Origin of the sequence: Pandoraea sp. ISTKB (assembly GCF_001721285.1) — a bacterium.
GTDB lineage: Bacteria > Pseudomonadota > Gammaproteobacteria > Burkholderiales > Burkholderiaceae > Pandoraea > Pandoraea capi.
Map to the genome: position 1 here is coordinate 26733 of NZ_MAOS01000049.1, position 21960 is coordinate 48692.

Genomic DNA, 21960 nt, shown 5'->3' on the forward strand with positions numbered 1-21960 from the left:
CAAGAAATGGCGAAGTGCGGTAGCACGGGCACGGCGCTTCGCGACGGCATGGGATTCGGTCAGACGGCGATGTAACCCGTGGCTAGACCGACGACACCGGCGATGGCCGCGATAACAGTCACCGCGAAAATGGCGATGTCGACAGCCCCCTGGAACACCGGCAGGCCCCGCTCACGTCGGGCCCAGAAATAGAGCGCAGTTCCCGGTGCGTACAACACCGCTGACAGCAGCACATACGAGAGCCCGCCGGCAATGATCATGAAGACGGTGTAGATGACCGCGACCAGCGCGAAGGCGAGATCGCGATTGCGCTCCTCGGGGCGCACCTCATAGCTCTCGCCCCGGCGCGCCAGTATCACGCCGTAGGCCGCCACGAACAGATACGGAATCAGGGCCATCGAACTCGTGAGGTTCAGCATCAGCGTGAACGCGTCGCGAGAGAAATAGGTACTCGCGACCAGCAACTGCACGATGATGTTCGTGATCCACAACGCATTGGCCGGCACCTCGTTCGCGTTCTCCTTGGCGAACATCAACGGCATGTCCTTGTTCTTCGCCGCCGCGAACATCACTTCCGCACAGATCAGCGACCAGGCCAGGTAGGCGCCCAGCACCGACACCACCAGACCGATACTGACGAACAGGCCGCCCCACGGACCCACGATCTGTTCGAGCACGGCGGCCATCGACGGCTGACGCATGCCCGCGACATCGGTACGCGAGAGCACCGCGAATGGCAGCATCGACACCAGCACCATCAGTGCCGTTACCGCGCAAAAGCCGGTAATCGTGGCGAAGCCGACGTCCTCACGCTTCTTGGCGTAACGCGAATAAACGCTGGCGCCTTCGATACCGATGAACACGAAAACCGTGACCAGCATGGTCGCGCGCACCTGCTGCACGATGCCGCCCTCCTGCGCCGCCAGCTGGATGTTCAGGCTGAACATATCGGCTTTGTAGGCGAACGCCAGAATCACGATGAACACGATGATCGGAATCACCTTGGCAAACGTCACCACCGTGTTGATGAAGGCGGCCTGCTTGACGCCGCGCAGGATCAGGAAGTGGAACAGCCAGATACCGACGGACGCCACGAGGATCGCGACCAGCGTATTGCCGTCGCCGAACACCGGAAAGAAGGCACCGAGTGTGGACTTGATCAACACCCAGTACGACACGTTACCGATGCAACTGCCGATCCAGTAGCCGAAGGCGGACAGGAACCCCGGGTAGTCGCCGAAGGCTTCCTTGGCGTACATGAACACACCGGCATCGAGGTCGGGCTTTCGCTGCGCCAGATGCTGGAAGACGCGCGCCAGCGTGTACATGCCGATGCCCGCGATCACCCAGGCAATGACGGCGCCCACCGGCCCGGTGGCATTGGCAAACGTGCGGGGCAACGAGAAGATCCCCGCCCCGACCATACCGCCCACCACCATGGCGGTGAGCTGGATACGACTCATCTTCGCTGTCGAATTGGACATTCATGGCCTCATGGCGTTGAAGCGCGAACGATGCCGCAAGCGCAATACGTGGATACGTGGCGTCGCACCGCATGGTGCGCAGGAATGAACCGGAGACGGGTGTTACTGGCGCGCCTTGTCGATCAATGCGCGATCAATGCACGCTCAACGCTCGATCAACGCGCGGGGAACTGCCATGACGCCGGACATCGCCGGTGGAGATGGCGAGCCCGGGAGTTGTGAACAACGCACGGCGAACACGGTGTGACGGTCGCCTGAAAATCTGGACGAGCGCAGGGCAGGATGAAGCAGTATCGATGCAACGTTACGCATGCCATTCTCCTGAGAAAATGAAGCCACGCATCTTGTCGACCCGAATTCCCCCCGCGCAGCGGTAACCTTCCATCAAGACGAGGCGTAATTAAAATTACTCACCTCAAACGTCAAACACCAACCTTGTCTCGACGGTAAGGAATCCGCAAATATTTTTCTTATCGCATTCAGCGGCAGATCAGACAAAAACTCGATTGCAACGGGTATGCTGCCTTAAATAATCCGTCTGTCTGCCACTCGGCGTATAAGGCAGAGTAGACCATTTGGAAGTACTGCGCATAGTTAATTTTCCGGCGCCGCCCGGTGACTTTTCCTCAACCGCTGCATGACTGCATCACGATGAGGACGCATGAACGCAACGAATCCATCCAAAGCGTCGTTGCCTGCGCTGTGGGCCATGGTCGTGGGCTCCATGGTCGGTGCGGGCATCTATTCCTTGCCGCGCAATTTCGCTTTGGCAACCGGTCCGGCAGGCGCCATTGTGTCGTGGTGCATTGCCGGCGGCGGCATGTATCTGCTCGCGCGCATCATTCAGTATCTCGCCGAAATCAGACCTGATTTGGACTCCGGAATATTTGCTTATGCGCGCGACGGATTCGGCGATTACGCGGGATTCATTTCGGCCTTCGGTTATTGGATGGCAGGCTGTTTCGGCAATGTCTCCTACTGGGTGTTGATCAAGTCCACACTCGGCACTTTCATTCCGGTGTTCGGCGACGGCAATACGCTCACGGCAATTGCCGTGTCGTCTGTCGGCATATGGTGCTTCCACTGGATGCTGCTGCGCGGTGTGCAACAGGCCACGCTGATCAATGCGATTCTCACCGTGATCAAAGTGCTGCCCATTTTTGCGTTCATCGGCATTCTGGCGTTCAAGATCGATCCCGATGTATTCGCGACGAACTGGCAAGGCGGTAGTGCGACGCTGGGCTCGCAGGTATCGGCCACCATGCTCGTGACGGTGTTCGTCTTTCTGGGCATCGAAGGCGCCAGCGTCTACTCGCGACACGCGCGCAGTCGCAAGCATGTCGGCATCGCCACGCTGGCAGGTTTCGCCTTCGTGCTGCTCCTGCTCGTGTTGGTCACGCTGCTGCCTTTCGGGGTGCTTGCGCAGGCGGATATCGCGCTCATGCGGCAACCCTCGATGGCGGCCGTGCTAGGCGCGGTCGTGGGACCCGCGGGCGCGGCGTTCATTTCGGCCGCACTCATCCTGTCGGTGTTGGGCGCCTACCTCGCATGGTCGCTGATCTGTGCCGAAGTGGTCTATGCCACGGCGCTCGCCGGCGGCTTGCCGAGAGCCTTTGCCCGCCTTAACGCGAAACAGTTGCCGGCCAATGCGATCTGGCTCACGTCGGCTGTCGTGCAAGCGTTCGTGATCAGCACGTATTGGTCCAACGATGCCTTCTCGCTGATGTTGCGCATGACGAGCACGATGGCGTTGATTCCGTATCTGCTGGTCGCGCTGTTCGGACTGAAAGTCGTAGCAGGTCAATCGTCCGATGCCGATGCGCAACGCGGAAGAACGACACGCTACGGCATCGCCATCGGCGCCACGATCTACACGGCGTTCCTGCTCTATACCTGCGGCATCGATCTGCTGCTGATGGCCGCCCTGCTCTATGCGCCCGGCAGCCTGCTGTATGCGTGGGCACGCCGTTTGCACGGGCAACCGCTTTTCTCGCGTCGGGAATGGTGCGCGTTTGCGGTCGTGATGGCAGGTGCAGGCGTCGCCATCCTCACCATGACGGGTGTGATGCTGCGTTAGCGTCTCCGTCCTTGCCACTTTCGCATCCGAGAGCGAGGCACCATGCCGATTCGTTCCACATTGAAGAAAGCACAGATTGCCGCTATCGAGAAGCGCGCGATGAAGGTGTCCCTCTTCGTCGTGAGCTTCGGTTTCGTCGCGAACATCGGCTACGGCCTGCTCATTCAATCCGACGCGCTGCTGCTGACGGCCGTGATTTATCTCCTTAATCTCGCCACGGCCGGACTCGGCCTGCTTGCCGCGACACTGATCAACGCACCGGAGAACAGCCGCCGCGAACACGGCTACTGGTTCCTCGAACCGCTGGTCAATGGCATCACCGGGATCATGATCCTGCTGATCTGTGCGTACGGCGTGATCAACGGTCTCGAAGGAATACGCACCGGCGGTCACTATGTCGATACGCAGGGTGTGATCTGGTTCAGCGCCGGTAGTTGTCTCGTCTGCCTGATCATGGTGCGCTACAAGCGCTGGGCAAGCGCACAGGTCAACTCCAAACTGCTCAAGGCCGACAGCTGGAAGTGGGTGATGAAGCTCGCATTCAGCGCCGCCACGCTGCTCGGCTTTCTCGTGTACCTCGCGCTGCCCGATGCGTTTCGTGTGGTGTGGGCGCGTTATGTCGACAGCATGGTGACCGTGGTGCTATCGGCACTTTTCGTCGGTGTGGCCCTGCGGCTGATTCGCAAGAATTTCGGTGAGTTGCTGCATGTGCCGCCGGAGGAAAACAACCCGACGAACGACATCGATGCATTGCTGACGAGCGTCGGCGAGCCGGGCGGCGTGCTGCGCTTTCACACCCACGTCGCACAGGCCGGGCGCCTGAACTTCGTCGATATCAGCATTCTGATCGACGCCGACTCGCCCTTGCGCGACGTGCGAGCGCAGGACGCCCTGCGCGAACGCCTCTGGCTCGTCACGAGCCGTCAGGACATCGGCAGCCGGGTGACGGTCCAGTTCACGGCGGACCCCACATGGGAAGATGGCCGACAGACGACGTAACGGCCATCGAAACCAGAGATGCGCGGTGTAAAACGGCTTAAGGCTCGCTTAAGGTGCGCCAAATAGGATGCTGGCTTTTCGCGCCCCCGTCCTTCCCCGTACTACTGAGCATCATGAGCACCGACAAGCATCGATACGGCCGCATCGCCGCGAGTATCGCCGTGCTGACGACGACCGTCGCCGGCATTGCACTGGCCCCATCGGACGACGCCGCAGCCGGCGTATTGCCTTTCACCACGACGGCCACCGCCCCGGCATCGAAGCCGGACGGCGATTCCACCCCGCCGCAGGTCCCGAACTTCGCCAACATCGTGTCGCGCTATGGCCCGGCGGTCGTTCATATCGATGCCGTGGCCGGTCGGGGCTCGGCCAGTCTCGGCTCGGGCTTCATCGTCAGCAGCGACGGTTTCATCCTCACCAACCATCACGTGATCAAGGGTGCCGAACAGGTGTCGGTCAAGCTGACTGACGGCCGCACCTTCGATGCGCGCGTGGTCCGTACCGATCCGGCAACCGACGTGGCGGTGCTCAAGGTCAACGCTCGCGGCTTGCCCGTGGTCAGGATCGGCGACCCGGCCGACAGCAGAACCGGGGAGTGGGTCGTCGCCATCGGCTCGCCGTATGGTCTGGATAACACCGTCACGTCCGGCATCATCAGCAACAAGGCACGCACGATGTCGGAGGACAACCCGGTGAAGTTCATCCAGACCGACGTCCCGGTGAACCCCGGCAACTCCGGTGGGCCGCTGTTCAATCTGAAGGGCGAAGTCATCGGCATCAACTCGATGATCTACTCGCGCACCGGCGGCTTCCAGGGGCTGTCGTTCGCCATTCCGATCGATGTCGCGATGCGTATCAAGGATCGGGCGCCCCGGGAAGCGCAATCGGTCTCGCCCACGCCCTCATCTCATGGCCGACTCGGCATCGCGATCCGGCCCGTGACCGACGATCTCGCCGACGACCTGGCGCTGCCGTCCACGCGCGGCGCGCTGGTGGTGCAGGTCGCGGCGGGCAGTCCCGCCCAGGCGGCCGGACTGATGGCGGGCGACGTGGTCGTTGCGTTCAACGACCGCGCCATCGCATCGCCGGACGTCCTCGCGCGCTACGTCGCGGCGCAGGCGCCCGGCGCCCCGTGCAAGCTAGTCGTCTACCGCGACGGCGAGGTCGTGACGGTGCGCACCCGTTTGTCCTAACAACCTCCCCGGCCTAATGGAAAACATTTATTGACCGACCGGCCGGTCGGTTTATAATGCGTTCCATATCCCCACATGCCGCGGAGGCCTTCCTCTATGTATACGCAAGCCATCGATCTGGCCGGCAACAGCCCCAAGGGTGTGCGCACCCTGAGCGATGCAGAGCAGGCGCAGCAAGCTCGCTTCGACGAACGCGTCGCCGCCGAACAGAAGATCGAGCCGCAGGACTACATGCCCGCCGAGTACCGCAAGACGCTCGTGCGCCAGATCTCCCAGCACGCGCACTCGGAAGTCGTCGGCATGCTGCCGGAAGGTAACTGGATCTCGCGCGCGCCCAGCCTCAAGCGCAAAGCCATTCTGCTCGCCAAGGTTCAGGACGAAGCCGGCCACGGTCTCTATCTGTACTCCGCCGCTGAAACGCTCGGTACGTCGCGCGACGAGATGATCGACGCGCTGCACTCCGGCAAAGCCAAATACTCCAGCATCTTCAATTACCCCACGCTCACGTGGGCAGACGTCGGTGTGATCGGCTGGCTGGTCGATGGCGCCGCCATCATGAATCAGGTGCCGCTGTGCCGCTGCTCGTACGGCCCGTACGCGCGCGCCATGATCCGCGTCTGCAAGGAAGAATCGTTCCACCAGCGCCAGGGCTTCGACGCCCTGCTCTCGATGATGAGCGGCACGCAAGCGCAGCGCGACATGGTGCAGGAGGCCGTGAACCGCTGGTGGTGGCCGGTGCTGATGATGTTCGGTCCGAGCGACAAGGAGTCCATCCACAGCACGCAGACCATGAAGTGGGGCATCAAGCGCATCTCGAACGACGACCTGCGCCAGAAGTTCGTCGACGCCGCCATTGAACAGGCCAAGGTGCTCGGCGTGACCTTCCCCGACCCGGATCTCAAGTGGAACGAGAGCCGTCGCGCCCACGACTACGGCGAGATCGACTGGAGCGAATTCTGGCGCGTCGTCGGTGGTGACGGCCCGTGCAACAAGGAACGTGTCGGCACCCGCGTGGCGGCCCACGAGAAAGGCGCCTGGGTGCGCGAAGCCGCCCTCGCCCACGCTGCCAAACAGCGCCAGCGCGCGCAGAAGCAGGCCGCCTGAGCGCTCGTCGCCAGTCACGCCGCCCTCACAAGACATCAGGAACGATCATGACGCAAGCAACTAACAAGGAATGGCCCCTCTGGGAAGTGTTCGTGCGCAGCAAGATGGGCCTCGAACACAAGCACAGCGGCAGCCTGCACGCCGCCGACGCCGAAATGGCCCTGCGCATGGCGCGCGACGTCTACACGCGCCGCCAGGAAGGCGTGAGCATCTGGGTGGTGCCGTCGGTCGCGATCACCGCGTCGGCACCGGAAGACAAGGCCGAGCTGTTCGATCCGGCCGCCGACAAGATCTACCGTCACCCGACCTTCTACCAACTGCCGGAAGAAGTGAACCACATGTAAGCGGCTGCGCGCCGACAGACCCGACGAGGTCCACGGCGCGCCCCAAGCGAGACCCCAGAACATGAAACCGACGCAGGAACATCTGTCCTATCTGCTGCGCCTCGCCGACAACGCGCTGATCCTCGGTCAGCGCAACGCGGAATGGTGTGGTCACGGCCCCGTGCTGGAAGAGGACATTGCCCTTACGAACCTGAGCCTCGACCTCATCGGCCAGGCACGCATGCTGTATCAGCACGCCGCCAAGCTCGAAACGGCACTCACCGGCTTCGCCAAGCAGGAAGACGATTACGCCTTCTGGCGCGACGAATTCGCCTTCCGTAACTGGACGCTCGTCGAGCTGCCCCACTACGGCCCGACCGCCGGCACCACGGCCGCCGAGCGCGACTACGCCGTCACCATCGTGCGCAACTTCCTGTACTCCGCCCTGATGGTCGAAGTGTGGCAAGCCCTCGCACAATCGGCAGACGAAGACCTCGCCGCCATCGCCGCCAAGTCGGTCAAGGAAGCGCATTACCACCTGCACCACGCGCGCGACTGGCTCGTGCGCTTCGGCGACGGCACGGAAGAATCGCACCGCCGCGCGCAGGCCGCACTCGACTATCTCGTGCCGTACATGAACGAGATCTTCAAGCGCGATGCCCTCGAAGACACCGTGGCCGCTGCCGGTACGGGCGTCACGATGGCCGACCTGAAAGACGCGTGGCAAGCCACCGTCAACGATGCCCTCGCCGAAGCCACGCTGACGTCGCCCGTCGGTGGTGCGTTCGAGAGCACGGGCAAGTTCGGTCATCACTCCGAGCACATGAGCTATCTGCTCGGCGAGATGCAGGGACTGGCCCGTCAGCATCCGGGCGCCAACTGGTAAGCCGCCCGCGCACATCATGCACAAGACGAACCTGTTTGCCGACGCGATGACGAATCTGCCGCTCACGCCTGCCGTAGCACCCGACGTGCTGACGCCGGCGTCGGCCGCATCGTTGCCACTCGCATGGCAAACGCTCGAAGCCGTGCCCGATCCGGAAATTCCGGTCGTGTCGATTCGGGAGCTCGGCATTCTGCGCGATGTGCGCGTGGTCACGAACGATCAGGGCGCCACGGCGTTCGAGATCGTGATCACGCCGACGTATTCCGGCTGCCCGGCCATGCAGCAGATCGCCGAGGACATTGCCGCGGCCATGACGCGCGCCGGCCTCGGTCCGTGGCACGTCAAGACGGTGCTCGCGCCCGCCTGGACGACCGACTGGATCAGCCCGGAAGCGCGCGAGAAACTGCGCGGTTACGGCATTGCTCCGCCGACCGGCGCGCACGCCGTCTCCGCAGACGCCCCGCGCAAGATCACGTTCTACGGCCGCCCGAAAGACGGCGTGCCCTGCCCGCATTGCGGCTCGCACGATACCGAAGTCGTCTCCGCCTTCGGCTCGACCGCCTGCAAGGCGCATTACCGTTGCCGTTCGTGCCAAGAGCCGTTCGACTACTTCAAGCCATATTGATGGCCAGATTGACCCGATAGGGAAGCCTACGATGACGACCCCGCAATTCCATTCGCTGACGATTCGCGAAATCCGGCCCGAAACCGCCGACGCCATCTCCATCGCCTTCACGGTGCCGGACGCGCTGCGCGACGCCTATCGCTTCACGCAAGGCCAGTTCCTCACGCTCAAGACCGATATCGACGGCGAAGAAGCGCGTCGCTCGTACTCGATCTGCGTTGGCGTGCCCGACTATGAGGCCACGGGCGAATTGCGCGTGGGCATCAAGCGCGTGCCGGGCGGCAAGTTCTCGAACTTCGCGAACGACCAGCTCAAACCGGGTCAGCAAATCGACGTGATGACGCCGGACGGGCGTTTCTTCACGCGACTGTCGGCGGACAACGCCAAGCATTACGTCGGTTTCGCCGGCGGCTCGGGCATCACGCCGATGCTCGCGCTCATCAAGACGACGCTCGCCGCCGAGCCGGACAGCCAGTTCACGCTCGTCTACGGCAACCGCTCGGTGCCCGCGATCATGTTCGCCGAAGCGCTCGAAGACCTGAAGAACACGTATCTGGGCCGACTGCGCCTGTATCACGTGCTATCGGACGAAGCGCAGGAAGTCGAGCTGTTCAACGGCCTGCTCAACGAAGAGAAGTGCGCGGCGTTCCTTGAGACGCTGATCCCGGCATCGAGCATCGACGAAGCCTTCATCTGCGGCCCCGGCCCGATGATGGACGCCGCCGAAGCCGCACTGGCCGCCGCCGGCGTCGCCAAGGAAAAGATCCACGTCGAACGCTTCGGCGTGCCGTCGCCGCAAGCGGGCGTGAAGCCTGTCGTCATCACCGACGACACGCCGATGGCCGAGCTGGTCGTCGTCATGGACGGCAAGGAGCGCCGTCTGCGCCAGCCGTACGAGGGCCAGAGCATTCTCGACACCGGCCTCGCCGCCGGCCTGTCGCTGCCGTACGCCTGCAAGGGAGGCGTGTGCTGCACGTGCCGCGCGAAGGTGCTCGAAGGCGAAGTGGCGATGGACAAGAACTACACGCTGGAAGACTACGAAGTCGAACAGGGCTTCGTGCTGACCTGTCAGGCGCGCCCGCTCACCGAGCGCGTGGTGGTGAGCTACGACGAACGCTGATCGGCCGGGAGGGCAGGAAGGACGTGGAGCACGGTCCGTCGCGTTCCCCCGTCTTCTCCCGCCGTCTTCCCATGTCGAACGCCTGTTTGCCGTGAGGTGCGAACGTCACGTCATCGCAGGCGAAAGCGGCATGAAATCCCGCCAATGCGTCGATTATTTCCGGCATTACGGGAGCGTCAACCCGAGGTAGCGGGAATACCGTAAACTACCGGGCATGAATACCATCCATGTCGTCTGTGGCGATATCGCCGCGCAGCAATTGCGCGCGGCGATGGCGCAAGCGCAACGCGCCGACCCTGTCCTTGTCCTGCGCGACGATCTGGCCGTTGGCCCGCTGCGCGAGATCGACGAGAACGAACGGCAGCGTGCCGCGTTCTGGCAGCGTGTCGCGCCATCGGCCGGCCGGGATTACGCGGGCGAGTTGCGCGAAGAGCTGGCCTCGCTGCAACGGCTTGTCGAAGGCGACAATGCGGTGGTTTGCTGGCATGGCGACAGCGCGTCCGATCAGTTGATGTTGCGACGCGTCGCCTTCATGCTTCGCAGCACGCCTGCCCGCCTGAACGAGATTCTCCTGCGTGGCAGCGATCTGTCGCCGGACGGCAGCGCAGGCGACGCCAACCGCCGCACGAGCGTCGGCATGTATGCCCCGGCAGTGCTGGCCGAACGATTTGTGCGTATCGCCCCGATTTCGCTGCTTCGCATCGGTCGTCTGTCGCTGGAATGGCGAGCGCTCAAGCAAGTGAATACGCAGGTCAGACGCTGGGTGCACAACACGTTCGAAGGCGCGACGTTCGCCGAGATCGACGATCAGATTCTGGCACGTGCCCCGGTGACCTGGACCCCGATGGCCGCGTTTCTCGGCGAACTGATGCCCCGCATCGAGGGTTTCTTCGCCACCGACAGTTTTCTTTTGTGGCGCTGCCGCGAACTCGGTGCGGCAGGCCGGCTAGCGTTACGCGGTGACACCACGGCCGCGAGCGCGTGCGATTTACGACTGGAGTAACCCCCGTTTATGGCACGTACAAAAGCGCCCGATCACGAATCGCAGCGCGAACAGATTCTCGACGTCGCCGCCGACGCCTTCGCGCGCGCGAGCTATCCGAGCACGTCGATGTCCGAGCTGGCTGCCGCCTGCGGCACGTCCAAGGCCCGTCTCTATCACTACTACGCCAGCAAGGACGCCATCCTCTTCGATCTGCTGGAGCGCTATACCAAGCGCCTGATGCTGATCGTCACCGAGGTCGAAGCGCTGGGCCAGCGACGCGGCCTGTCGGAGCGCGACACGTTCCACGAGTTGATCCGTGCGTTCCTCGATGAGTACGAAACCTCGCAGACGCGTCACATCGCGCTGCTCAACGACGTCAAGTTCCTGAACGACGAGCAACGCGAGATCGTCCTCAACCGTCAGCGCGACGTGGTTGCCGCGTTTGCGCGCCAGTTGACCCGGGCGTTCCCGGAGCGCGTGGCCAAGCATAACCAGACGGCGCTCACGATGATGCTCTTCGGCATGATCAACTGGACGTTCACGTGGCTCAAACCCGGCGGCCGCATGCGCTACCGCGACTTCGCCAACGAGGTCATTGCCGTGCTCGAACACGGTCTGGCCGCCCCGCTGCCGGACGGCATCGAAGCCGCGATTCCCGCACCTGCCACGCCATCGCGACCCTAAAGATTGCAAGTGCTCACTCACACAAAAAGGGCGATATCTCGCCCTTTTTTGTTGCCTCGCAGCAACTTCGTGGTGACGGATGTCCGGCGTCAAAGCCAGAAAAGACGCCATTCTTCAGCGACTTAGACGCTTCCCTCCACAGGCAATTATTCTTTTCCTAGGGTTTTTACCTACCCGATCGGGTATAATTCTTTTGCGTCGCACAATGCAGTGCACGCACTAAAGAATACTCAAGGATTACGCCATGACTGCCCCGAACCACACGCCCGACGTCGCACACGCGACGGTTGCCGCCAACGAGCGGTCAAGCGTGCTGATTCGTGAGCTGACCTCCGGCGACATCCACCGACTCCAGCGCCATTTCCTGGCGCTCGGCGAGGAAGACCGCCTGCTGCGTTTCGGTCAGGCCGTGTCAGACGATGTGATTACCCGCTACGTCGCCAGCCTCGACTTCTCCCGTGACAGCGTGTTCGGTGTCTATGACGACAACCTCGCACTCGTTGCCGTGGCGCACGTCGCGCAATTGCCGGAAGGCAAGAACGGCCGTGTCGCAGAATTCGGCGTCTCGGTGCTCGAATCCGCGCGTGGGCGTGGCATCGGTTCGCGTTTGTTCGAACGTGCGTCGATCCATTGCCGCAACAAGCGTGTCGATACCCTCTACATGCATTGCCTGTCGCGTAACGCCCGCATGATGCGTATCGCCAAGAAGGCTGGCATGGAAATCAACTTCGCTTACGGCGAAGCGGACGGTTACCTGAGCCTTCCCCCGGCCGACACGCAGTCGATGCTCTCGGAAATGATGCAGGAGCAGATCGCGGCATTCGATTACGCGCTCAAGCGTCAGTTGCGCAACGCCCGCCGTCTGGTCGGCGCGATTTTGCCGAACCAACGCGCTGCCTGAGTGAGTGCCTGAGCGCGTCCGGACGAACGCCCCGAACTCGCGCGCAACCGCGCGTCTCATGAAAAACCCGGCCTTGGCCGGGTTTTTTGTCGTCGTCAGAATGACAGCGTGTGACGCTTGCCGATTACGGCAACGGCAGCGCCGTCGTCTCTTTCAACTGATCGAGGACAAAGCTGGTTTTGACGTCGACCACGCTCGGATGCACGAGCAACTGCGTCTGCATGAAGCGCGAGAAGTGCGCCATGTCGCGCACGTGCACGCGCAGCAGGTAGTCCATGTCGCCCGCCATCGCGTAGCAACCGACGACCTCCGACCACGAATCGACCACGCTGCGGAAGTGCTCGATGACCGAGCCACCCTGTCCGTCGCCGGGATGCCGCTTGTCGAGCCGCACATTGACGTAGGCGAGCAGGCCAAGCCCCAGACGCGTGGGCTCCAGCAGCGCCACGTAACCGCGAATGACGCCGGCCTCTTCGAGACGGCGAATGCGGCGCAGGCACGGACTCGGCGAGAGCCGCACCTGTTCGGCGATTTCGAGGTTGGAAAGGCGCCCGTTACTTTGCAGCAAGGCGAGGATGCGCCGATCGATCTTGTCCAGCTCCAGCTTTGACATATCTCTCCCTGTTATTGGTATTTATGCGCAATATTATTGCGCAAATCACCAGATATAAGGAAGTGTAATGCGGGTATACGTGGTTACAAGAGATTACAGCGCAGTCGAGTGATACCGAAGGGAAAAGAAAAAGGCGCTCGCCCGGAGGGGCTGCGCCTTTGCGGTTCGGGAGTGTAACGCTGTCTGACGGGTATGGCCGCCGGGCAACGCACTCAGGTGGATCGGGCCGAAGTCACGAAACTGAGACGTGACTTAGCGGCGCTGGAATTCTCGCGGATCGATCGTGCGCTGGTCGAGCGGGCCTTCGTAACGCTGCGGCGTTTGGGTCGTGCGCTGCTGCGTAATCGGGGTGGGTTCGGCCGTCTTGTCGCGCGCCAGCTCATCGGCGCGGGCGACGCTCACTTCCAGGGTCAGGAACGAAGCGGAAACCAGCAGGAATTTGGCGATGTTTCGTTGATTCACAGTGACTCCTTCTTGCGTATCGCTTTATTTGTTGCTGCGTGCTTTCGTTGCACGCTATGGAACGTACCCAACGTGTCGGTCATACCGCAGTGACGCATCGGGTAAGGCATTAGTAGGCATTCTGCCAACTCCGTTCCCTGAAGCCCCGAACCGTTACACGTTGTTACCCGTGTGTCAGATGACGCCGACAAACGTACCATTGTCGACACAATCACGACACAATCGCGCCATTTTGAAGCCAAATCCCAAAATACGAATGCGGTTCAATGCCGCACCTGCCGCTTATGTGGGGGTGTCCGAAAAGAACACCAGACAGGGTTTACGCCAGCCGTCTTACGTTTACGTAAACGTCATAATCATCGCTATACTGCGCTCGTTCGGAAACCCATGAGACGTTGCCGCCACCGTCAGGCAACGCCATGACACCGGTGATACCATGGGTCCGACTGGCAACTGCATCACGAAAAAAGGCCCCGCCCACTGGGTGACATCACGCACGTGAACACTCGGGACAAGCGACTAAAAGGCCGGCATTCACGCTGCCGTCCTGCTTCACGAGAGCGGGAGGGGCAGGAAATTTTTGGCGATCCCAAAATCAGTGAGAGTGAGGAGCACACCCCATGAACGCCCCCGTCAACCCGAGTTTGCTGGCCGCACTAGAATCGGTCACGCTCGACGACAAGTACACGCTCGAGCGCGGTCGCGCTTACATGAGCGGCATCCAGGCCCTGGTCCGACTACCGATGTTGCAGCAGGCACGCGACGCCGCGGCCGGGCTCAACACCGCCGGTTACATCTCGGGCTATCGCGGCTCGCCGCTCGGCGGTCTGGATCTCTCGCTATGGAAGGCCAAGCAGCACCTCGCCAGCCATAACATCGTCTTCCAGCCGGGTCTGAACGAAGACCTCGCCGCCACCGCCGTGTGGGGCTCGCAGCAGGTCAATCTGTATCCCGCCAAATTCGATGGCGTGTTCTCCATGTGGTACGGCAAGGGCCCGGGCGTCGACCGCTCGATGGACGTGCTCAAGCATGGCAACTCGGCAGGTTCGTCCAAACATGGCGGCGTGCTGGTGCTCGCCGGCGACGACCACGCCGCCAAATCCTCGACGCTCGCGCATCAGTCCGAACACGTTTTCAAGGCGGCCGGCATTCCCGTGCTGTTCCCGTCGAACGTGCAGGAGTACCTCGATTACGGCCTGCACGGCTGGGCGATGAGCCGCTACTCGGGCCTGTGGGTCTCCATGAAGTGCGTGACGGATGTCGTCGAATCGTCGGCCTCCGTGCTGATCGATCCGCATAACGTCGACATCCGCCTGCCGGAAGACTTCATCATGCCGCCCGACGGCCTGAACATCCGCTGGCCCGATCCGCCGCTGGTGCAGGAAGCGCGCATGATCGACCACAAGTGGTACGCCGGTCTTGCCTACGTGCGCGCCAACAAGCTCGACCGCGTGACGATCGATTCGCCCAACGCCCGCTTCGGCATCATGACCGGCGGCAAGGCGTATCTCGACGTCTGTCAGGCGCTTGCCGACCTCGGGCTGGACGACGCCACGTGCCAGCGCATCGGCATCCGCCTCTACAAAGTGGGTTGCGTGTGGCCGCTCGAAGCGCAGGGTGCGCGCGCGTTCGCACAAGGGCTTCAGGAAATTCTGGTGGTCGAGGAAAAGCGTCAGATCCTCGAATACCAGATCAAGGAAGAGCTGTACAACTGGCGCGACGACGTGCGTCCGCGCGTGTACGGCAAGTTCGACGAAAAGGATGGCGCCGGCGGCGAATGGTCGGTGCCGATGGCCAACTGGCTCCTGCCTGCCCACTACGAACTCTCGCCCGCGCTGATCGCCAAGGCCATTGCCACGCGACTGGAAAAGTTCGAGCTGCCGAGCGACGTGCGCGATCGCATTGCGACGCGCCTGCGCGTGATCGAAGCCAAGGAACAAGCGCTCGCCAAGCCGCGCGTCGCGGCCGAACGCAAGCCGTGGTTCTGCTCAGGCTGCCCGCACAACACGTCGACCAACGTGCCCGAAGGCTCGCGCGCCATCGCGGGCATCGGCTGTCACTATATGACCGTGTGGATGGACCGCAAGACCGACACCTTCTCGCAGATGGGCGGTGAAGGCGTGCCCTGGATCGGTCAGGCGCCGTTCTCGTGCGACGAACACATCTTCGCGAACCTCGGCGACGGCACATACTTCCACTCGGGCCTGCTCGCGATTCGCGCGGCGATCTCGGCGAAGGTCAACATCACCTACAAGATCCTGTACAACGATGCGGTCGCCATGACCGGCGGCCAGCCGGTCGACGGCACGCTCACCGTGCCGCAGATCGTGGCGCAGGTCGACGCCGAAGGCGCCGAGAAGATCGTCATCGTGACGGATGAGCCGGAGAAATACGACGGCGTGAAGCTCGTCGGCGACGTTCCCATCTATCACCGCAGCGAACTCGACCGCGTGCAGCGCGAACTGCGTCTGGTGAAGGGCACGACGATCCTGATCTACGACCAGACGTGCGCGACCGAGAAGCGCCGCCGCCGCAAACGCGGCGCATACCCGGACCCGGCCAAGCGCGTGGTCATCAACGAGTCGGTCTGCGAAGGCTGCGGCGACTGCTCGGTGAAGTCGAACTGTCTGTCGGTCGAGCCGCTGGAGACGGAATTCGGCACGAAGCGTCAGATCAACCAGTCGACGTGCAACAAGGACTTCTCGTGCCTGAACGGCTTCTGCCCGAGCTTCGTGACGGTGGAAGGCGGGCAGCTTCGCAAGCCGAAGACGGCGCAGGTCGACAGCAGCGGCCTGCCGCCGTTGCCCGAACCGGCGCTCCCGGCGATCGCGCGTCCGTACGGCATTCTGGTGACGGGTGTGGGCGGTACGGGGGTGGTCACGATCGGCGGTCTGCTCGGCATGGCGGCGCACCTGGAGAACAAGGGCGTCACCACGCTCGACGTGACCGGTCTCGCGCAGAAGGGTGGCGCAGTGACGAGCCACGTGCAGATCGCGCTGCAACCGGAGGACATTCACGCCACGCGTATCGCCATGGGCGACGCCCGCGTCGTGATCGGCTGCGACGCCATCACCACGGCCAGCGACGACACGCTCTCGCGCGTGCAGCACGGCGTGACGAACCTCGTCGTAAACAGCGCGCATACGCCGACGGCCGAGTTCATCCGCAACCCGAACTGGCGCTTCCCCGGTTCGAGCACGGAGAACGATATCCGTGCGGCTGCCGGTGACAACGTCGATTTCGTCGACGCCAATCATCTCGCGCTGCGCCTGCTCGGCGACACCATCTACACGAACCCGTTCGTGCTGGGCTACGCCTGGCAGAAGGGCTGGGTGCCGCTGTCGTACGCTGCGCTGGTGCGCGCCATCGAACTCAACGGCGTGGCCATCGAGAAGAACAAGCAGGCGTTCGAATGGGGACGTCGTGCAGCCCACGATCTCGCGACCGTGCGCAAGCTCGCACAGCAGAACGAAGCGCCGGAATCGTCGGCCACGGGTGGCAAGCTCATCACGCTGCATTCGCCGCGCGCGCTCGACACGCTGATCCAGCGTCGCTACGACCAGCTCGTGGCGTATCAGGATCGCGCCTACGCCGAGCGCTTCAAGCAGACGGTGGATCGGGTGCGCGCTGCCGAATCGGCCCTACCGAACGACGCCTCGCACATGCCGCTGACCGAAGCCGTCGCGCGTGCGCTGTACAAGCTCATGGCGTACAAGGACGAGTATGAAGTGGCCCGTCTGTACACCGACCCGGCGTTCATGAAGAAGATCAACGAGCAGTTCGAAGGCAACTTCTCGCTGCGCTTCCATCTGGCGCCGCCGTCGCTCGCCAAGCACGACGACAAGGGACATCTCATCAAGAAGGCCTATGGCCCGTGGATGATGAAGGCGTTCGGTGTGCTCGCGAAGTTCAAGGGCCTGCGCGGTGGCGCGTTCGACATCTTCGGTCGCACGGAAGAGCGTCGTATGGAACGTGCGCTGATCGGTGAGTACGAAGCGCTGGTGACGGAGCTGGTGACGCATCTGAACGAGCACAATCTGTCGCTCGCCGTGCAACTCGCCGAACTGCCGCAGGAGATGCGCGGCTATGGCCACGTGAAGGAGCAGAACGTCGCGGCCACGCGCATCAAGTGGACGAAGTTGCTTGCGCAGTTCCGCGACGGCGGTTCGCACCGTGTTGCTGCTTGATGCGGCCTAATGCGGCCTGATCCGCAGCGTGACTCGGGGCGACGGCTTCACGGCCGGGTGACTTAAGACCGTCGAAGCCAAGCCCTCGCCCAAAGAAAATCCCGCCGACGCGCAAGCGTACGGCGGGATTTTTTTATGCGCTTGCGGCGGATGCGCGCCTCGGGGCCGAGCCCCTCAGGCGCATCCGCCCGGGCATCAACGCGTGACGTTCGCCGCAGCGACGGCCGTCATGTTGATGATACGGCGCACGGTCGCAGCCGGCGTCAGGATGTGAACCGGCTTGGCGCAGCCGAGCAGGAACGGGCCGACCGTCACGCCTTCGCCGCCCGTCATCTTGAGCAGGTTGTACGTGATGTTCGCCGCTTCCACGTTCGGCATGACGAGCAGGTTCGCTTCGCCGGACAGACGCGATGCCGGATAGGCCGCACGACGGATCGTCTCCGACAGGGCCGCGTCGCCGTGCATTTCGCCGTCGACTTCCAGTTGCGGAGCACGTTCGGCGAGCAGTTCGGCGGCATGCGCCATACGCTGGGCCGATGCCGACTTCACGCTACCGAAGTTCGAGTTCGACAGCAGCGCCACCTTCGGGGCGATGCCGAAACGCTCGATTTCCTTCGCGGCCAGCACGGTCATCTCGGCGAGTTGCTCCGACGTCGGCACTTCGTTGACGTACGTGTCGCTGATGAACAGGTTGCGCTTCTCCAGCATCAACAGGTTCATCGCCGCGTAGTTCTCGACACCGGCAGCGCGACCGAGCACCTGATCGACCACATCCAGATGGCGATGGTACGTATCGATCATGCCGCAGATCATGCCGTCGGCTTCGCCCAGATGCACGAGGATCGCCCCGATCAGCGTGTTGTCCTTCCGCATGGCGGCCTTGGCGACTTCCGGCGTCACGCCGTGACGCGCGCCAAGGTTGTGATACGCCTGCCAGCAGCGCTGATAGCGCGTGTCGTCTTCCGGATTCACGACTTCGAAATCGACGCCCGGCTTGAGCTTCGAGCCGATCTTTTGCAGACGCATTTCCACCACGGCCGGACGACCGATGATGATCGGCTTGGCAATACGCTCGGCCAGCACGAACTGGGCGGCGCGCAGCACGCGCTCGTCTTCGCCTTCGGCGAACACGATACGGGCGGCGTCGCTACCGAAGCGCGCACGCGCGGCAGCGAAGACCGGGCGCATGATGAAGCCGGTGCGGTACACGGTCGTGCCGAGTTCTTCGCGGTAGGCGTCCATGTCCTTGATCGGACGCGTGGCCACGCCCGAGTCCATGGCAGCTTGTGCCACGGCCGGTGCGATCTTGATGATCAGACGCGGATCGAACGGCTTCGGAATGATGTATTCCGGGCCGAATTCGAGCGACTGGCCTTCATAGGCGCGCGCGACTTCTTCGCTCTGCTCTTCTTCTTGCGCCAGTTCGGCGATAGCGCGCACGGTGGCGAGCTTCATTTCTTCCGTGATGGTGGTGGCGCCCACGTCGAGCGCGCCACGGAAGATGAACGGGAAGCACAGCACGTTGTTGACCTGGTTCGGGTAGTCCGAACGGCCGGTCGCGATGATGCAGTCCGGACGCGCCGCCTTGGCGATTTCCGGGCGAATTTCCGGTTCCGGGTTGGCGAGCGCCAGAATCAGCGGCTTCGTGCCCATCGTCTTGACCATGTCGGCGGTCAACACGCCGGCGGTCGAGCAGCCGAGGAACACGTCGGCGCCGTTGCTGGCATCGGCCAGCGTACGGGCTTCGGTCGCCACGGCGTAGCGCGCCTTGCTCTCGTCGAGCTTGTCGCGGCCCGTGTGGATCACGCCCTTCGAGTCGAGAACGAGAATGTTCTCCTTCTTGAGGCCGAGATTCACGAGCAGGTCCAGACAGGCGATCGCGGCAGCGCCGGCGCCCGAGCACACCAGCTTCACCTTGCCGATATCCTTGCCGACGACCTTCAGGCCGTTGAGGATAGCGGCCGAGGCGATGATGGCGGTACCGTGCTGATCGTCGTGGAAGACCGGAATCTTCATGCGCTCACGCAGCTTCTTCTCGATGTAGAAGCACTCGGGCGCCTTGATGTCTTCGAGGTTGATGCCGCCGAGCGTGGGCTCGAGCATGGCGATGGCTTCGACCAGCTTGTCCGGGTCGTGCTCGGCGAGTTCGATGTCGAACACGTCGATACCGGCGAACTTCTTGAACAGGCAGCCCTTGCCTTCCATGACCGGCTTGGCGGCGAGCGGGCCGATGTTGCCCAGACCCAGCACGGCGGTGCCGTTGGTGATCACGCCGACGAGGTTGCTGCGCGACGTGTAGCGGTTGGCCGCGAGCGGATCTTCTGCGATGGCTTCGCAGGCGTAAGCCACGCCGGGGGAGTAAGCCAGGGACAGGTCGATCTGGTTCGACAGCGGCTTGGTCGGCGTGACCGAGATTTTGCCCGGACGCGGGTTCTCGTGGTACGCCAGGGCGCTTTGCTTCAGTTGTTCATCCATATCTCGATACCTAATGACTTGGCGACGGCCGGGCCAGTGCCGCATGGGGGTGCGGGCGGGCTCGACCGTCTTTTGACGGATCACGGCGGGGGGAAGAAGCCAACCGGAGGGATTCGACGATTGTGTCGTCGACGGGGTTCTTCTCAGCGCGATGGCGTGATGACCATCGCTTCCCCGGTCCTGAAAGCCGCGCTCACGCGCGCCTGACCGGGGGACTGACAGTGGCCGGTGTGCACCGCAGGACGCAAAGTGTACACCCTGCGATGAAACCTTGATGCTGCACGCGCAGCAGGGCGACGCGTGCAGCGCAATACGTAAATTGTCTTACTGCAACGCCTCGCCGCGACGCTCCGGAATCAGGAACAGCGTGGCCAGAATGTCGAGGACGTAAATACCGGCAAGGAAGACGAGCGCGATCTTGAACGAGAACGCCGCAGCCAGCGCACCGACCGTCAGCGGTCCGAAACCGCCCACGGCACGACCGATGTTGAACAGCACGTTTTGCGCCGTTGCACGGGCCGCCGTCGGATACAGCTCCGAAATCAGCGCACCATAGCCGCCGATCATGCCGTTCACGAACATGCCCATCACCGCGCCACCGATCAGCAGCGAGAACTGCGACTGAAGCTGCGCATAGACGAACACCATCACGACCGCACCGATCTGATAGCCGATGAACGTGGGGCGACGGCCGAAGCGATCCGCCAGACGGCCGAACAACCAGATGCCGAACGCCATGCCGAGGACCGTCACTGCCGTCCACATGGCCGACTTGGTCAGCGAGTAGCCGAACGTCTTCGACAGATACGAGGGCATCCAGATCATCAGGCCGTAATAGCCGAAGTTCTGCACCGAGCACAGAATCGCCACACCGAGACTGGCGCGCGTGGTGGCGCAGTCCTTGACCAGCAGCTTGAGCGGGGCGTGCTCACGCGGTTGTTGCTGCTGCGCGAGGAACATCTCCGGCTCGCCGAGCGTGCGGCGCATGATGAAGGACACCACCGCCGGCAGCAGTCCGACGGCGAACATGCCGCGCCAGCCGATCACCGGCAGCAGCAACGGCGTGAGCAGCGCAGCGGCGAGCACGCCCGCCTGCCAGCCCAGCCCCACGAACGACGACGCGCGCGCCCGGCGCTCCGGCGCGCAGGCTTCCGCCGCAAGCGCCATGCCGATGCCGAACTCGCCGCCCAGACCGATACCGGCGATCGTGCGGTACGCCAGCAGATCCCAGTAGCCCTGCGCCAGCGAGCACAGACCGGTGAAGACCGCGAACAGCAGAATCGTCCACGACAGCACGCGCACGCGGCCGAAGCGGTCCGACAGCATGCCGAAGACAATGCCGCCGACGACCGCGCCGATAAGCGTCCACGTCACCAGTGCACCCGACTGGGCGCTGGAGAGCGCCAGATCGGCAGCGATCGCCGGCAGGATGAAGCCGAGAATCAGCAGGTCGAAGCCGTCCATGGCGTAGCCGACAGCCGAGGCCCACAGGGCGCGGTTCGCATAAGCGTGGTCGTGCTTCGCGGCGGCAGGGGCCGAAGCTGCCGGTGTGGCAAGGGAAGGCGAAGAGTCGTGAGGCATGGTGGCGTGTGGATGGCGTCTGATCGGGTCTGAATTTCGGCGAGAGTGTATGCCTGTCATAAAGGCTCGGCAACTGTCTCTTTTTTTGGATTCATCTATCGTTGCCATTTTTTCATATGCGCCGTGCGCGCACACCGCGCGTACTCATCCATCGAGAAATGTACGCTCAGTGCATAATTGACCTCGCATCTGCTGAAACTTGTGGCATAATTCGCGTTTAAGCGCAGGCGAGTCGTCGCAAGACGTGCCGCCCGCCGCCTC

17 protein-coding genes are annotated in these 21960 nt (G+C 62.9%); 12 read left to right on the forward strand and 5 right to left on the reverse strand.

Annotation, left to right across the window (positions count from 1 at the left end):
- Positions 1-59 precede the first annotated feature (59 nt).
- Positions 60-1484, reverse strand: coding sequence for a basic amino acid/polyamine antiporter (locus A9762_RS18770; RefSeq protein ID WP_069343534.1), 1425 nt, complete (start codon positions 1482-1484; stop codon positions 60-62).
- Between the two features lie 661 nt (positions 1485-2145).
- Here A9762_RS18770 and A9762_RS18775 point away from each other — a divergent pair.
- From A9762_RS18775 to A9762_RS18825, 11 genes are all read left to right on the forward strand, one after another.
- The gene (locus tag A9762_RS18775; protein ID WP_069343535.1) at positions 2146-3561 is read left to right on the forward strand and encodes a basic amino acid/polyamine antiporter; all 1416 of its coding nucleotides are present in this window, start codon (positions 2146-2148) and stop codon (positions 3559-3561) included.
- A gap of 42 nt (positions 3562-3603) precedes the next feature.
- Positions 3604-4560 (forward strand): cation diffusion facilitator family transporter, encoded by a 957-nt coding sequence (locus A9762_RS18780; RefSeq protein ID WP_069343536.1) that lies wholly within the window; start codon positions 3604-3606, stop codon positions 4558-4560.
- 113 nt (positions 4561-4673) lie between these two features.
- Complete coding sequence (locus tag A9762_RS18785) at positions 4674-5753, forward strand: S1C family serine protease (RefSeq protein WP_069343537.1); 1080 nt, start codon at positions 4674-4676, stop codon at positions 5751-5753.
- A 96-nt stretch (positions 5754-5849) separates the two neighbouring features.
- Entirely contained in the window at positions 5850-6857 is a 1008-nt protein-coding gene (paaA, locus tag A9762_RS18790) for a 1,2-phenylacetyl-CoA epoxidase subunit PaaA (RefSeq protein WP_069343538.1), read from the forward strand.
- A gap of 47 nt (positions 6858-6904) precedes the next feature.
- Complete coding sequence (paaB, locus tag A9762_RS18795) at positions 6905-7201, forward strand: 1,2-phenylacetyl-CoA epoxidase subunit PaaB (RefSeq protein WP_069343539.1); 297 nt, start codon at positions 6905-6907, stop codon at positions 7199-7201.
- A gap of 61 nt (positions 7202-7262) precedes the next feature.
- A complete protein-coding gene (gene paaC, locus A9762_RS18800) occupies positions 7263-8066 on the forward strand; it encodes a 1,2-phenylacetyl-CoA epoxidase subunit PaaC (protein ID WP_069343540.1) in 804 nt (267 codons plus the stop codon).
- A gap of 46 nt (positions 8067-8112) precedes the next feature.
- Entirely contained in the window at positions 8113-8691 is a 579-nt protein-coding gene (gene paaD / locus A9762_RS18805; protein ID WP_069343565.1) for a 1,2-phenylacetyl-CoA epoxidase subunit PaaD, read from the forward strand.
- A gap of 31 nt (positions 8692-8722) precedes the next feature.
- Positions 8723-9811, forward strand: a complete 1089-nt coding sequence (gene paaE / locus A9762_RS18810; protein ID WP_069343541.1) for a 1,2-phenylacetyl-CoA epoxidase subunit PaaE — start codon at positions 8723-8725, stop codon at positions 9809-9811.
- A 214-nt stretch (positions 9812-10025) separates the two neighbouring features.
- Positions 10026-10814 (forward strand): DUF1835 domain-containing protein, encoded by a 789-nt coding sequence (locus A9762_RS18815; RefSeq protein WP_069343542.1) that lies wholly within the window; start codon positions 10026-10028, stop codon positions 10812-10814.
- A gap of 9 nt (positions 10815-10823) precedes the next feature.
- Complete coding sequence (locus tag A9762_RS18820) at positions 10824-11480, forward strand: TetR/AcrR family transcriptional regulator (RefSeq protein ID WP_069343543.1); 657 nt, start codon at positions 10824-10826, stop codon at positions 11478-11480.
- 244 nt (positions 11481-11724) lie between these two features.
- Entirely contained in the window at positions 11725-12381 is a 657-nt protein-coding gene (locus A9762_RS18825) for a GNAT family N-acetyltransferase (protein ID WP_069343544.1), read from the forward strand.
- 124 nt (positions 12382-12505) lie between these two features.
- On the opposite strand, the gene A9762_RS18830 is transcribed toward A9762_RS18825, so the two are convergent.
- The gene (locus A9762_RS18830; protein ID WP_069343545.1) at positions 12506-12994 is read right to left on the reverse strand and encodes an Lrp/AsnC family transcriptional regulator; all 489 of its coding nucleotides are present in this window, start codon (positions 12992-12994) and stop codon (positions 12506-12508) included.
- Positions 12995-13246: 252 nt separating this feature from the next.
- Positions 13247-13456, reverse strand: coding sequence for a hypothetical protein (locus A9762_RS18835; protein ID WP_039393813.1), 210 nt, complete (start codon positions 13454-13456; stop codon positions 13247-13249).
- Between the two features lie 620 nt (positions 13457-14076).
- Between A9762_RS18835 and A9762_RS18840 the strand changes: the two genes are divergently transcribed.
- Positions 14077-17643 (forward strand): indolepyruvate ferredoxin oxidoreductase family protein, encoded by a 3567-nt coding sequence (locus A9762_RS18840; RefSeq protein ID WP_069343546.1) that lies wholly within the window; start codon positions 14077-14079, stop codon positions 17641-17643.
- Between the two features lie 195 nt (positions 17644-17838).
- Here the strand turns inward: A9762_RS18840 and A9762_RS18845 are convergent, their stop codons facing one another.
- Entirely contained in the window at positions 17839-20118 is a 2280-nt protein-coding gene (locus tag A9762_RS18845) for an NADP-dependent malic enzyme (RefSeq protein ID WP_069343547.1), read from the reverse strand.
- A gap of 324 nt (positions 20119-20442) precedes the next feature.
- A complete protein-coding gene (locus tag A9762_RS18850) occupies positions 20443-21699 on the reverse strand; it encodes an MFS transporter (RefSeq protein WP_069343548.1) in 1257 nt (418 codons plus the stop codon).
- Positions 21700-21960: the final 261 nt, after the last annotated feature.

Coding starts and splice junctions, on each gene's coding strand:
- A9762_RS18780 (WP_069343536.1), top strand. CDS start 3,604: ATGCCGATTCGTTCCACATTGAAGAAAGCACAGATTGCCGCTATCGAG.
- paaC (WP_069343540.1), top strand. CDS start 7,263: ATGAAACCGACGCAGGAACATCTGTCCTATCTGCTGCGCCTCGCCGAC.
- A9762_RS18770 (WP_069343534.1), bottom strand. CDS start 1,484: ATGTCCAATTCGACAGCGAAGATGAGTCGTATCCAGCTCACCGCCATG.
- A9762_RS18815 (WP_069343542.1), top strand. CDS start 10,026: ATGAATACCATCCATGTCGTCTGTGGCGATATCGCCGCGCAGCAATTG.
- A9762_RS18850 (WP_069343548.1), bottom strand. CDS start 21,699: ATGCCTCACGACTCTTCGCCTTCCCTTGCCACACCGGCAGCTTCGGCC.
- paaA (WP_069343538.1), top strand. CDS start 5,850: ATGTATACGCAAGCCATCGATCTGGCCGGCAACAGCCCCAAGGGTGTG.
- A9762_RS18775 (WP_069343535.1), top strand. CDS start 2,146: ATGAACGCAACGAATCCATCCAAAGCGTCGTTGCCTGCGCTGTGGGCC.
- paaD (WP_069343565.1), top strand. CDS start 8,113: ATGACGAATCTGCCGCTCACGCCTGCCGTAGCACCCGACGTGCTGACG.
- A9762_RS18820 (WP_069343543.1), top strand. CDS start 10,824: ATGGCACGTACAAAAGCGCCCGATCACGAATCGCAGCGCGAACAGATT.
- paaE (WP_069343541.1), top strand. CDS start 8,723: ATGACGACCCCGCAATTCCATTCGCTGACGATTCGCGAAATCCGGCCC.
- A9762_RS18830 (WP_069343545.1), bottom strand. CDS start 12,994: ATGTCAAAGCTGGAGCTGGACAAGATCGATCGGCGCATCCTCGCCTTG.
- paaB (WP_069343539.1), top strand. CDS start 6,905: ATGACGCAAGCAACTAACAAGGAATGGCCCCTCTGGGAAGTGTTCGTG.
- A9762_RS18845 (WP_069343547.1), bottom strand. CDS start 20,118: ATGGATGAACAACTGAAGCAAAGCGCCCTGGCGTACCACGAGAACCCG.
- A9762_RS18785 (WP_069343537.1), top strand. CDS start 4,674: ATGAGCACCGACAAGCATCGATACGGCCGCATCGCCGCGAGTATCGCC.
- A9762_RS18840 (WP_069343546.1), top strand. CDS start 14,077: ATGAACGCCCCCGTCAACCCGAGTTTGCTGGCCGCACTAGAATCGGTC.
- A9762_RS18825 (WP_069343544.1), top strand. CDS start 11,725: ATGACTGCCCCGAACCACACGCCCGACGTCGCACACGCGACGGTTGCC.